At 39.5% G+C, this 14,434-nt stretch carries 8 protein-coding genes; all 8 read left to right on the top strand.

The window, feature by feature from the left end:
* Window positions 1–94 precede the first annotated feature (94 nt).
* The 8 genes from FSC11_RS11170 (at window position 95) to FSC11_RS11135 (ending at window position 14,425) form a co-directional block, all read left to right on the top strand.
* Window positions 95–1,669, top strand: a complete 1,575-nt coding sequence (locus FSC11_RS11170) for a type I restriction-modification system subunit M (RefSeq protein WP_163166927.1) — start codon at window positions 95–97, stop codon at window positions 1,667–1,669.
* The gene (locus tag FSC11_RS11165; RefSeq protein ID WP_163166925.1) at window positions 1,669–2,892 is read left to right on the top strand and encodes a restriction endonuclease subunit S; all 1,224 of its coding nucleotides are present in this window, start codon (window positions 1,669–1,671) and stop codon (window positions 2,890–2,892) included. Before FSC11_RS11170 ends, FSC11_RS11165 begins: the two co-directional genes overlap by 1 nt.
* 9 nt (window positions 2,893–2,901) lie before the next feature.
* Window positions 2,902–3,813 carry a DUF5655 domain-containing protein gene (locus FSC11_RS11160; RefSeq protein ID WP_163166923.1) on the top strand — a complete coding sequence of 304 codons (912 nt, stop codon included), beginning with the start codon at window positions 2,902–2,904 and terminating at the stop codon, window positions 3,811–3,813.
* Between the two features lie 28 nt (window positions 3,814–3,841).
* Window positions 3,842–6,718 (top strand): type I restriction endonuclease subunit R, encoded by a 2,877-nt coding sequence (locus tag FSC11_RS11155; RefSeq protein WP_163166921.1) that lies wholly within the window; start codon window positions 3,842–3,844, stop codon window positions 6,716–6,718.
* 543 nt (window positions 6,719–7,261) lie between these two features.
* Window positions 7,262–8,740: a hypothetical protein gene (locus tag FSC11_RS11150; RefSeq protein ID WP_227590983.1), complete on the top strand. Its 1,479-nt coding sequence runs from the start codon at window positions 7,262–7,264 to the stop codon at window positions 8,738–8,740.
* The gene (locus FSC11_RS11145) at window positions 8,737–10,200 is read left to right on the top strand and encodes a hypothetical protein (protein ID WP_163166917.1); all 1,464 of its coding nucleotides are present in this window, start codon (window positions 8,737–8,739) and stop codon (window positions 10,198–10,200) included. The genes FSC11_RS11150 and FSC11_RS11145 overlap by 4 nt, the downstream gene beginning before the upstream one ends.
* Before the next feature lie 40 nt (window positions 10,201–10,240).
* Window positions 10,241–10,651: a hypothetical protein gene (locus FSC11_RS11140; RefSeq protein WP_163166915.1), complete on the top strand. Its 411-nt coding sequence runs from the start codon at window positions 10,241–10,243 to the stop codon at window positions 10,649–10,651.
* 51 nt (window positions 10,652–10,702) lie between these two features.
* Entirely contained in the window at window positions 10,703–14,425 is a 3,723-nt protein-coding gene (locus FSC11_RS11135) for a tubulin-like doman-containing protein (RefSeq protein ID WP_163166913.1), read from the top strand.
* The last annotated feature ends 9 nt before the right edge of the window (window positions 14,426–14,434 follow it).

The following is a 14,434-nucleotide window of genomic DNA, read 5'->3' as shown; positions in this document are numbered from 1 at the left end:
TTCATGTCCTTTTCCTCCTTTTTACTGCTGCATGATTTAGAATTTTAGGTAAAATCATTTAATTAATGATTCACTTAATTGGACTTCTATAACAATGACCCACGTACAACTGCAACAATTACAAAAACAACTTTGGAACATTGCCAATACTTTGCGTGGCACCATGGGCGCTGATGAATTCCGTGATTACATTCTCGGTTTTATTTTTTATAAATACTTATCAGAAAAAGCCGTGAACTACGGTGATGCTTTACTCAAAAATGAAGAAGTCGATTTCACTTATAATGAATTAGATGAAAGTAATGCTGAACATAAGCCATATATCGAGGTCATTAAGCAAAATTCCATTTCTGAAGTCGGTTATGCGCTCACACCAAAACAGCTATTCCATACCTTAGCCGAGCGTGGTCGTCAGGGCGAATTCATTTTGGATGATTTAACTGCGACCTTAAAATCAATTGAACAAAGCACTTTAGGCACTGACTCTGCCGATGACTTTGCCAACCTGTTTGAAGATTTGGATCTAAACTCGACCAAGCTTGGCAATAATGCCAGCGACCGTAATACACTGGTGGCGAAAGTCCTGAGCCATTTAGATGATATTGATTTTGATATTAGTAATACCGAAGCCGATGTACTGGGGGATGCTTACGAGTACCTGATTGGCGAATTTGCCTCAGGCGCGGGCAAAAAAGCGGGGGAATTCTATACCCCTCAAACGGTATCGACTTTACTAGCCAAGATTGTCACCCAAGGCAAAGACCGTTTACGTTCAGTCTATGACCCGACTTGCGGTTCAGGTTCGTTATTGCTACGGGTAAAACGTGAAGTGAAAGATGTCGATATGATTTACGGTCAGGAAATGAACCGTACCACCTACAACTTGGCGCGCATGAACATGATTCTGCATGACGTGCATTTTGCCAAGTTCGACATCAAGCAGGAAAATACTTTAACCCGTCCGCAGCATTTAGATAAAAAGTTTGATGCGGTGGTGGCGAATCCGCCATTTTCCGCAAAATGGTCTGCCGATCCGTTATTTTTACAAGATGAGCGTTTTGCTGCGTATGGAAAACTGGCGCCAAGTTCCAAAGCCGATTTGGCTTTTGTACAGCACATGCTGTATCAACTGGATGATAACGGCACCATGGCGGTGGTGTTACCGCATGGCGTATTGTTCCGTGGTTCGAGTGAGGGCGTGATTCGTCAGTATTTGATTGAACAGTTGAATGTGGTGGATGCCATTATTGGTTTACCCGCCAATATTTTCTATGGCACTTCAATTCCGACCTGTATTTTGGTGTTGAAGAAAAACCGTGAGCATACGGGCAATATTCTGTTTATTGATGCCAGCAACGATTTTGAAAAGCAGAAGAATCAAAACAAGTTATTGCCTGAGCATTTGGATAAGATTGTTGCGGCATTTGAAAAGCGTGAAAATATTGAAAAATATGCCCATGTCGCGACCTTGCAAGAAGTGAAAGATAACGATTACAACCTGAATATTCCGCGTTATGTGGATACCTTTGAAGCGGAAGCCGAGATTGATTTAGATGCGATTGCAAAACAGCTTCAAGCTTTGGAACACGACAGCCAAAAAACTGATGCGGTGATTGCAGAATTTTGTAAAGAGCTAGGCATTGTTTCACCGTTTTCGGAGGTGAAGTAATGGCTGCACCGAAATTAAGGTTTAAAGAGTTTGATGGGGATTGGAAAGAATCTAGACTTAAGGATTTAGCTCTAAAAATTACAGATGGTACTCATGATACGCCTGTCGTACAAAAGGAAGGGATACCTTTTTTAACTGCTATTAATGTAAAAGATGGGTTTATTAATTATGATGATATAGGTTATGTAGATGAGATAACTCATAAAAAAATATACGAGCGTTGTAACCCTGAAAAAGATGATTTGTTAATAGTAAATATTGGTGCAGGTACAGCTACGTGTGCTAGAAATATAGTTGATTACCAATTTAGTTTAAAAAATGTTGCTCTAGTCAAACCAAATAGAAACTTGTTAAATCCTATTTTTTTAGAGCAGATACAACGAAAAAATTCTTCTAGATTATTTAATTCTTTGACATCTGGTGGAGCACAGCCTTTTTTGTCCTTAAAAGAAATTGGAAAGCTTTTGATTAAGTATCCTTCTTTAGAAGAACAAACCAAAATCACCTCTTTTCTTTCCGCAGTGGATGAAAAGATTAGCCAACTCACGCAAAAACATCAGCTACTCAGCCAATATAAACAAGGCATGATGCAAAAGCTGTTTAGTCAGAAAATTCGTTTTAAAGCGGATGATGGCAGTGAGTTTGGGGAGTGGGAGGAAAAGCCTCTCAATCATTACCTATATACAAGTAAATTAAAAAATAAAGATTTAAAATTCTCCAAACAAGAGGTTCTATCTGTCTCTGGGGAATTAGGTGTTGTTAATCAGATTGAACTATTAGGGCGCTCTTATGCTGGAGTTTCAGTAGCTCCATATAGTGTTGTTGAGCATGCTGATATTGTATATACCAAGAGCCCACTTAAAAGTAATCCATATGGCATTATCAAAGTTAATAAAGGTAAAGCAGGCATAGTATCAACACTATATGCGGTCTATAAATGTAAAGATAATATTTACCCTGAGCTTATAGATTATTACTTTCAAAGTGACCTAAAACTAAATCATTTTTTAAAACCTCTTGTAAAAAAAGGGGCTAAGAATGATATGAAGGTTAATAATGATCATGTTTTAACAGGCATAGTCTCGTTTCCATCTTCCTTAGAAGAACAAACCAAAATCGCCTATTTCCTATCAGCCATTGACCAAAAAATTGAAGTCGTGGCACAGCAAATAGAACAAGCCAAACAGTGGAAAAAAGGCTTGTTGCAGCAGATGTTTGTGTAGGGGGAAATGATGCAGCTTTATCAAACCCAAGCACAATCATTAGTAGAACTCACCGAAGATCCTTTTCGTTTGGAAAGAGAAATTCAAAGCCTGTTTGAAAGCAATCTTTACAGTTTTACAGGTCTGGAATTCATCAAGTCCGAGTTCACGATCAAAAATAATCGTATAGATACACTGGCTTTCGATCCCGAAAGTCAGGCGTTTGTAATTATCGAATACAAGCGTGAACGCAATTATAGCGTGATCGACCAAGGCGTTTCTTATCTGAATCTGATGCTCGACTACAAGGCAGATTTCATCGTTGAGTACAATGAGAGCCAGAGCAAACAGCTTAAACGTCAGGATGTCGACTGGTCACAAAGTCGAATCATCTTTGTTTCACCGAGCTTTACCGACTTTCAAAAGCAGTCTACTAATTTTAAAGATTTGGGCATTGAGCTGTGGGAAATCAAACGCTATCAAGGTGGAATTGTTTCAGTCAATCCATTGCAGAAAGCCAAATCAGCCCCTTCAATCAAGCAAGTGCAAAAGGTTGACTCTGAAGATATTCAAAAAATTGCTAAAGAAATCCAGCAATATGATGAAGCCTATCACTTGGCGGATAAGTCCGATGACATCAAAGAGCTATATGAGCAATTCAGGGACTCAATTCTGGGCTTAACCACCGATTTAGATGTTCATCCCAAGAAAATGTACATCGCCTTCCGTAAGGGTAAGCGTAACTATGTCTATATGAGTATTGGGACAAAGCAAATTCGCATTTGGCTGAATATGCCTTTTAATCAACTGGATGACCCGAAACAGCTCGCGAAAGATGTGACCAATATTGGACATTGGGGAAATGGTGATTGTGAGGTGATCGTGTCAGATACAGAAAATTTAGAATATATCTTGAGTTTAATTAAACAAACATTGAAGTGAATAATTTAAGATTTTAGAGGGAAAGGAAATGACAGTACAAAGCGAATACCAACTTGAAAACGAACTGATTAGCCAGCTCAAGCAATTAGGTTATGCCTCAGTCACGCTCAAGGATGAAAGCCAACTACTGTCTAACCTGAAAACCCAGATTGAACGCGCCAATGGACTAGCACCCCTGTCAGAAACGGAATGGAAGCAGGTCATCAGTTTTTTAAACACGGGCACAGTGTTTGAGCGCGCCAAAAATCTGCGTGATCTGTTCCCAGTCAAATTTGATGATGGAACCAGTAAACACCTTTTTTTCCTGTCTGATGATCCTAGTAAAAATATTTATCAGGTCACCAATCAAATCACCATCGACCACCGCGACTATAATGGCAGAACCAGCCGTTTTGATGTGACCTTACTGGTCAATGGTTTGCCTTTGGTACAGATCGAGCTAAAAAAACGCGGTATGGAAATCGCCGAAGCCTTTAATCAAACCCAACGCTATATTCGTGAAGCCTATTGGGCAGGGCAAGGGCTGTTTGGTTTTATTCAGCTCTTTGTGATTAGTAATGGTGCCAATACCCGTTATTACTCCAACGGCACCACAGGCATCGAGTTTGCCTTTCCATGGGCAGATGTTCATAACAAACACATCAATGAAATTGTCGACTTTGCCGAAGCTTTTTTCAATCAGCAGCATCTGACCCAAATGCTGACTCAGTACATGGTGCTGCTAGAAACCACCAAAAGCCTGATGGTGCTGCGTCCCTATCAGATTTATGCAGTACAGAAAATTGTGGAGCATGTGCAAAACTCAAATCAAAACGGCTATATCTGGCACACTACAGGTTCAGGCAAAACCCTGACCTCATTTAAAGCCAGTCAGATCATCATGCAAATGCCTGATGTGGAAAAAGTTCTGTTTGTGGTCGATCGTAACGACCTCGATACGCAAACCTCACGCGAATTTAATGCTTTTAAAGCCGACAGCGTCGACAGCACCGATAACACATCGACCTTGGTAAAACAGCTCGATCAACGTCATGACAAACTGATTGTGACCACCATACAAAAGCTCAATCGGGCCATCAGCACTGAACGTTATTTAGAATCGATTGATTATCTTAAAAATAAAAAAGTGGTCTTTATTTTTGATGAATGTCATCGCAGTCAATTTGGTGAGACCCATCAGAACATCAAAAAATTCTTCAGCAATGCACAAATGTTTGGTTTTACCGGTACGCCTATTTTTGAAAAGAATAGCCAAAGCAAAGCAGGTTTAAAACTCACCACAGACTACCTGTTTAATGAATGTTTGCATAAATACGTGATTGTGGATGCCATCCGTGACCGTAACGTATTGCAGTTCCAAATTGATTATCGTGGCAAATACACCGCCAAAGGCATGGCGACTAATGAAAGTTATGAGGAAGATGTAGAAGGCATCGATACCAAAGAACTGTATGACAATCCGCAACGTCTTGAAATGATTGCCCGCTACATTGTCAATATTCACGATACCAAAACCCGTAATCGTGAATTTACCGCAATGTTCTGTGTTAGTTCGGTCGAAACACTGACCCAATATTACGACCTCTTTGAAAAGGTGCAGGCTGAAAAGCAAATTGAAGATGAAGCACAAGGTCGGATATTTAAACCGTTGACTATTGCAACCATTTTTTCCTATGCGGCAAATGAGGCTGTACCGACTGATGACTTAACTGGCTTGATTCACGAAGAAGCCGCAGATATTCCAAGTCAGGTCAACTCATCCAGTCGGGATAAGCTGGATCGATACATTGCCAATTACAACCGACAGTTTAAAACCAACTACAATTCTGGTGATCAATTTTATGCGTACTACCGCGACATTGCACAGCGCGTAAAAAACAGACAGATTGATATTCTAATTGTGGTCAATATGTTCCTCACGGGCTTTGACTCTAAGCCGCTAAATACGTTGTATGTCGATAAAAACTTAAAATATCATGGCTTGATTCAAGCATTCTCACGTACCAACCGTGTCTACAACGATAAAAAACCATTTGGCAATATCATCTGTTTCCGCAACCTAAAACGTGCAACGGATGAAGCGCTGGCACTATTTTCCAATAAAGAAACGACCAAGATCGTCCTTGTTCCAAGCTATGCGGAAATCGAACAGGATTACCAAGCAGCGGTGAGCAAACTGTTTGCCTTAACGCCCAATTACCAATCAGTCGATGATCTTGTTACTGAAGAACAGCAACTGGAATTTATTAAAGCTTTCCGTGAAGTGATGCGCTATAACGCGCAATTACAAACTTTTATTGAGTACGATCAAGACCAAACACAACTGGATAAGCAGCACTTTGCGAATTTCGCCTCTAAGTATGCTGACTTATGTCGTGCCGTTAGAAAGACCACCAAGAAAGAAAAAGTATCGGTGCTGGATGATGTCGATTTTCAACTGGATTTACTGCACAGTGACCGTATCAATGTTGGTTATATCATCAACCTGCTACAGCTTGTTGTTGATACGGACTCAGAGGACAAGCGTCAGAAGTACCAAGCGCAAATTTACGATTTAATCAGTAGCGATATTAGCTTGCACGATAAGCAAGACCTGATTCAAAAATTCATTGAAGAAAACATACCTAAGATGATCAATGGACAGAGCGTACAAGATGCCTTTGCACAATTTTGGGATATCGAAAAAGAACAGGCTTACCAGCAGCTTTGTGAACAGGAAAATCTAAAGCCTGAAGCGATGAAGCAGGTTCTGGAGCATTATGAGTTCACCAAACGCCTACCACGTAAGGAAGAGCTAAAAGACTTGCCAAATTACAAGGTTAAGCTGTTTGAACGGGAGAACGTGTTTAGCAATTTGCTGGTCAAGACACGCAAGTTGATTGAAAAGTTTTATGTGGGGTTTTAAATTGCTAAAGAAGTAAAGCACTTGGTGGTGCTTTATATCTTTGGGTGGATGCATTTGTTTTAACCTTTCTAAGCCGGTAGTAGAGAACGGTTGCCAATAGTTCCATGAACAATATTTTTGATCAAAACGGCCACCACCTTCATTCCGCCATTGCTTTAGCATCGCAATAATTTCGGAGTTATAAATACAACTCACGGATATCGATTTGATCATTTGAAACTTAAAGTGGAACAAATGAAATAGATCAACAGGGGGTAAATAAGGGTAATCACTTTATTAAATTTATAAGAAATTTTAATGGGTTAAATTATGAATTATACTGCCACCATCTCCACACTAAAATGAAGGTCATTTTGACTAAATCGCATATAGGGAAATTGGATAAGAAATAAAATAATTGTTAAGATTTGTTAATTAATTTTGTGCTATTGTTAAGATTAATTTAACTAGTTAATTTTATTAAAAAAAAATCAAATAAATGGTTTGAAAGTGAAAAAAAATGTCTAGAATGTTGCAAAAGAAATTCAAAATATGGGGTGTGTCTTGGTTCATGATCACGATAAGGCAGTGTGGAACTTAGCATCTGGTACTTGGATGCGAGATGAGACAGTGGGTTATATTTTAAAAAGTACGCCAAATTCAAATGTTGAAAATCATGTGAATCCTCACTTTGTTCAGCAGATGCTGAACTTGCCAACTTTGGCTGGAAAAGTGTATCCGCCTGAGTTTTTATACGATCCTGAAACAGGTAACGCTTTAGAAAAAAAACAGGTTGATTCAGAAGCATATTGGCTTCCGCCTTATGGGCAGGGACGACATTATGATGATAATCGTCAATACATGGATAGCCATGGCTTACAGTTAAGTCATCAACTTAAAAAATTAAAGAATGAGCCACAAATTGATGCTGATACAGAACAGAAAATAAAAATGCCACCAAGAGGTATTTTTGAATTTGTGTCGATCAAAGCCAGTACCGATATTCCTCAACTCGTGGCATACAATAAAATCAATGGCAATCTCTTGATTTGGAGTCAAGACAATCAGGAATGGTTGGAATTAAAAGCAGTTGAACGTCGTTTAGAGCGTTGTCCAGAAAAATTGGAAGAATATTTGCAACTTTTAGGCGTTGTAAATGATGCTGGTATTCAGTGCTTATATATTCCAACCAAAGCAGGTTTAGCACGAGTCACCATTGAAGGTTTGTCATTGACCTACCGTGCTGAGTATATCACCCCACTTAATAGTCCATGTTTAGGTACACCGGTTTATTGGAATAAAAAGATTTTAATACCAATTTTAATTGATGATCAGGTTAAAATTTTTGATGTCACGAATCAGATAGAGATTTTGTTGCATGAACAAACCTCTGAAATTTATTTTGAAAAAGTTGTTTATGACACTAGACGTATTATTTGGGTCGGTACGTCAGGGCAATTGATTTTAAAATATAAAATCTCTGATGATGAAGCACTCAATATCGTCTATAAAATGTGGCTACCAAGCTACACGCCTGATTTCCGTTTTGGTGCACCGTATGATGATCAAAAAGGGAGTTTTTATCAATTTGGTAAAACTCAAAGTAATGAAAAAGGTCCTTTGTGTTATATCGAATTAGATTCTGAAGACCAACTCGAAAAAACTCCATCATTCCGTTTTACCACAGGTGTATCAAAGTTCGGCCTAGATGGTAAATTGGAAAACAAACAAGATATTTGGAAAGAAGCAAGTGTGGTCGAATCAATCCATCGTTTTACAGTTCCAATGATTGAAGATGAGAAAAAGGAGTTAATTTTAGGATTCAGCTTCGATACAGATACCAATATCGGTATTGAACAAAAACTTGCAGATGACACAAAGCAAGACATTAAATTATTTATAGATACACATGATGGACTAATTGATTTTCATCGTGTTCAAGTAGAAAAGCCATTACAGTCAAGATTCTTTATTCATCAGAATGTTTTGTATTTCTATAACCCGAGCTTAAATGACATCTTAGGTTGGGAGCTGGTTGCATGAAACACATTGGTTTAATGGTTGCTGTGAGTTTAGCTTCAACGCTCACTTGTGCGGGTCAGCATGCATTTTTAGTCCAAAACTCTGGTTGGATGGAGCCATTTTACCAGGATCAAAACTCTCAATTAAAACCGCTGGTCAATGCAGTGGTTCAAACGGTAACGCAGCCCAATGATACGGTTGCGGTTTCCATGTTTAACCAAAGTAACACAACTGCCCAATCACCTGTGTTGATTTATCAAGGGGCAGGTAAACAAAATGTCAGTCAGCAACTCAGCCAAGAGGGGATTGCTAAAAAATCTGATAAAGCCTATGCAGACACAGATTTTAAAGAAGCTGTCGTTGCCACGATTACAGGTCCATTTGCGAAAAAGTCAGGCATTATCTGGATTTTTACTAACAATAAAAATAGTCCTAATAATGATGAGGCAACGGCTGAACGCAATAAAGAGTTTTATGAGTTAGTTCACTTAGATCCAGCTATAAATAAAGTAATGGCTTATCCATTAAAAATGCCTGTACAAGGGAAACATTTTAATGCATCAGGACTAATGGTTTATGTATTGGCTTATGGTGAGCAGGCAGAAGCTGAGTTAAACCATTTGGTAAAATCAGGTCAGATGGAAAAAGTGTTTACCCAACAGCCTGCATTATTAAAGCCTTTAGATAAAGAACCTGTTCAGCTCATTCCGACAGGTGTAAAAAACTCATCGACGATTCACGCCTCTTTGGCAGCAGATCAGAAAACTTTGGTCTTTAATTTAGAGCCTAAAGATGTCATTCCTGAGTTAAAACTCACAGCAGATCTGAAAAACAAATTTTATCCTTACAATATTGCAGCAACTCGTGTTGAAGCAAAATTAAGATTAGCAAATGGAATGCAAGCACCGATTCAGATTTCTGAAACGGATATCCGTTTGATGACTAGGGATAATACCAAGCTCGAGTTTCAGGTGCCAATTCCTTCGCATTTAATTGTGTCCCCATGGTCTTGGGAAGTGTTTAAGGCAATGGGTAAGGCAGTTACGATTCCTGCAAATATTGATGTGACCTTATATGAGCAGAAGCTGAGTTTATCTGAAGATTTTAAACAGAATTTGCAGAGTTTATTTCCTGGTGATCCATTATCGGATGTCTTTGTTGCACCACAAAGTATTCAGTCGTCCACAGCCACAATTCCGGTACAATTCCGTTTGCAATATCCATTATGGCCGGTTGTAGTAATGATTGCAGGGATTTTATTGGCACTTGTACTCGGAATTTTGGCTTTGGCATTGAGCTCAAAACGTAAAAAATATGATGTTTGGGTAAATGGCTTGAAGAAACAAACTATCCAATTAAAACCATTTTCCAAGATGAGTGTTTATGGTGATTCAGGGAAAGAAATTGCGATTGTAAAACGTGGTATTTCAGACGCATCTGTTCAAGTTTTAGATAAAGAATTTAGTGTAACACTTCGTTAAATATTCAAGATTAATTTTAAAAAAGCATCCAGGGGGATATATGTCAGAGTCAAATACAAATAACGGTTTTGTTTTACCAACAGCAGATGAGCAGGCTCAAACTGAAACAAGTACAGCAGCACAAACTGTTCAAGAAGTGAATGTGCCTACAGTTCAAGAAGAAACAGGTTCTCGTGATCTCATGATTGCTAGTGGAATTATCGTTGTTCTTCTGATCGCTTTCTTTTTTGCAAAACGCGGTTTCAGCAATAGTTTGGTAAAAAAACGTATTTCTCCGAGCAAAGCAAGTATGGCAGGTTGGTGGTTATTTATTTTCCTTGCTGCGGTTGCTATCGGTGCAGTCTTGGCAGCAGTCAATCCAGTGAAATTCTTATCTCTGCTTATTTTAGGGCCATTAGGTATTGTTGCATTGGTAAGTGCTGTCCTGACATTCACATCAAGCCGTGCTTAAGCACTGACTGTAAGTTAAGCAATTAAAAAATAAAGAACCAGAGGGAAGATGATGACAGACGCACAAAATGTCAACACAGGCACTGCAGCCAAAGCAGCAGAGCAGACCGTAAAACTCCGCCCAACACTTTATATTGGTGTCGGTGGTACAGGTATGGAAGTGATGATGCGTGTGCGTCGTCGTATTCTCAATGCAAGTTGGGGTAGTGATAATGTTCGCTTAGAAAACTTATCACAGTTTCCAATTGCACAATTTATGCATTTTGACTTAGATCAGGGTGCAATTATTGATAGTGGTCGTGCACAAACTGAAGATTTGCAATATAACTTAGTCAAGTTTACAGATGATGAAAAGATCGTTGAGTCTTTTGATATTGAAAAATATAGTCGTGATGATGCTTCATTAAGCCGTTATCCACATATTCAAAATTGGTTACCGCTAACTCCTAAAAAAATTCGTGAATTAGGTATTGATCCTGCAAAAGGTGCGGGGCAAATTCGATCTGTATCACGTTTATATTTCTTTGATAAATATCCAAAAACTCGTGACAAAATTCGCTCAAAATTAAATACATTAAAAGCAGGTTTATCGCGTGATGACATTCTAAAAAAACTAAATTTACAACTAGATACAAGCAAATTTCGTATTGTGGTTTTGGGCTCTGTTGCTGGCGGTACAGGTTCCGGTTCATTTTTGGATATGGGGTGGTTATCTAAATGGGTGGCAAGCAACGAAGTTGAAGCCGCTGACGTAGAGTTGATGTTGTTTTTACCGACAGGTTATTCAAGCGCGAATAAATCACGTACTGAGGCGAATGCTTATGCAGCGTTGATGGAAGTTGAATCTGCAATGGTGGGGCATTCAAAGTATGTGGAAAAATGGGATGATTATGATCGTCCACAGCTTGCATCGAAACCGTATGATGAAGTTCATTTAATTGATTCCGGTAACCTGGCACGCCAGCATACGGACAATATGAATGATGTCTACTCGATGATTGCGGATACGTTATTTGAAGATTTTCGTTCTGCTGACTTTGCCAATCGGAAACGTTCAGTTGCTGTCAACCAACGCCAACATAAAATTCATATGTTTGCGCCACCTGTTCCGACAGGTCGTTTCGGTGATATGAAGTTAAATTACTCATGTGCCTATTCAGCATTTGGCCAGTCGACTTTGGACACACTTGGCCGTGCTCGCTACGATGAATATGCCTACAGTTTGGCATCGGACATGCTTAAAGCCTTCTTTGGTGTAGCAAGCGCGAATCCTGCTGCAAATCGTGCGAGTCAAAAGCAATGTGATAACTTTATGTCTGAATATATGTATTCAGCTTTAGTTCCATTTAACAACCTGCCAGAGTTTTCTGCTGCGACACTGAAAAATCCAGAAATTCGTGAATTGAACACAGAATTTATGGATCTGGCAATTGTTGAAACATTGCTTCGATCAGGTCAGTCGGGTGTAGAGGTTGATATTGTTGATGAAACACGCCAACGTGTTAGCAAGCGCATTAATGAAGTCAGTAACGTAGATCGTGATCAATGGCCTGTTCAAGTTCGTCTTGCGATGGATAATTTACTCGAACAAGTGATCCGTAACCCGAATACTAAAGGGGATACTGCTGAAGATCAGGTGGTGCGTCGTAGAAAAGTGATTTTTGATGCACTGAAAAAAGACATCGAAAACCGCCTCTATCTTTATATTGATAATCAAGATCTAGGTGGTTTTGAGTATGTCATTTCTTTAGTAGAACAAATTAAAGGACGTATTGAAAATGCCAATACAGGAATTTGCGTATACCTAAAAAATTCTGCAAACCGCTATACAGCTATTAAAGATGCTGTACAAACCTATGAATATGAAAAACAACTCAAGGATTTAGAAGAAACCAAAGGCTCGGGCTTCCTCGGCCTGGGTGCATCTTCTCGTGAAGAGCAGGCACGAAATATTTTAGATCATTTGCGTAATGATATTTCAAATGTTCTTGCATTCCATTTACAAGCTAAAGCTGCTGTCGAAGCGATTGAGTTGATGCAGGATATTTCGAACTGGTTAGGTAACAGTTTGGGTGTAGATGAGAGTGGCAAGACGATTTGGAATGGTGTGATGGGTGACCTGCAAAATGGTCAAGAGTCTGTCATGGATATGATGAAGCGTCTTGATCACGATCGTGAAGTGATTCATCAGCAAATTCGGACTAAACATGCAACTTTGCAAATCATCGAAACTGACGATGTGAAAGAGCGTGAGATTGATCCTCGTTTATTGTGTGAATGGGCAGCTGAAGCATTTAAAGATTTTGGTGGCTCAAGAGAGCTGTTTAAAGTCCTTGTTGATCCAGATCAGCAAACACCATTATTGCTTAAAATTATTCGTATGGCTGAGCGTCGTCTGGTTGTTTTTGAACAAAATGATCAAGAAGAAGATGCACTGTATAAAGCACTTGAAAACATGAGTGTGGTTGAGCGTCAGAATGTATTCACTGAGTGGTTACAACGTGCCATGCCTTGGGTTGATGCTAAAATGGGTGGCGATTTCACACCGCCACCAGATCGTTTCAAATGTTTCATTGGTGTGAATGGGGCAGATCAGTTCAGCAAAAAGTACAAACACGAATTAACTGGCTGTATTCCAAGTGGTTTAGGTTTAAATGCTCAAGCATTGTCGATTGTCGAAACCGGGGAGCCTGGTCGAGCAGTATGCTATGTCGAGTTGTCAGGTATTCCTCTTACGATTTTACGGGGTATTGAAACTTGGCGTACGAGCTATCGTAAAGAAAGTGAAAGAACTCCTTTACATACCCATATTGACTCAACACGATTCAAGCATCCATATGCACCGACACCTGATGAATTAAACAGCTTAGCTGATGATTTTAAATGCTACCTGAAAGCAGTGATGTTGGGTATTTTAAAGCGCTGTGATGTTCCAGGCTTGATTCCAAGTGGGCAATATGAATTTGCAGTAGCACGAGGTGATGTTCGCCGCTTAGGTAATGAACGTGGTTTCCGTTTAAATGGTTTACCTCAGACTTACCGTGACAACATTTATGATCAAGTTCAACAGAAATTTAAATCTCTGAGTGATGCAAATTTAACAATGCTAATTGCATTAGTTGATCATTATGAGCGTGAAGTTTACACGCCACGTTTGGTACAAAATGAAACTGGTGCTCAGGTTGAACATGTTGGTTTTGCATGTGCCATTGCGAAAGAATTGAAGAAAGAACTTATTGAGTTAGCTGAGCGTAAGGAAATTTCACAAGAATTGATCGACCGAGCATATGAGTTAACTGAATATCGCGAAGAAATGGAAAAATGGGCTGAAGTGCTCAAAGATTCAGACGAGGATGCATATCAGGACGAAATTCGTGAGCCAAATAAAGGTCGACGTCTGAAATGGGTGATGAATATGTCACCAAGTATCTTACAAACACATGAACAGCTTCTTGTGAAAAAAAGTGTGGCAGAAGTAGGTACGCCAATAGCGACTTTTGCAATGCCTGGCATGACTCCACCGCCACCTCCAGGCGCGATGCCACCACCCATTCTGCAGCAACCTCAGTATCAATATCATATAGCGATTAATGGGCAAAACTTTGGACCATACTCACATTCTAAAGTGGTTGAAATGTTGCAGCAGCAACAAATTAACACTGCAACGATGGTATGGCGTGAAGGTTTAGCTAATTGGATCGCAATTGCCCAATGCCCTGAGCTTGCAATTCCTGTGCCACCACCAATTCCAGGCATGCCGCCAATTTTACAATAATGCCCATCG

It is taken from the genome of Acinetobacter schindleri (assembly GCF_010918895.1).
Lineage (GTDB): Bacteria > Pseudomonadota > Gammaproteobacteria > Pseudomonadales > Moraxellaceae > Acinetobacter > Acinetobacter schindleri.
Note: the sequence above shows the minus strand (reverse complement) of the source record. Positions and strands in the feature narration are given on the sequence as shown.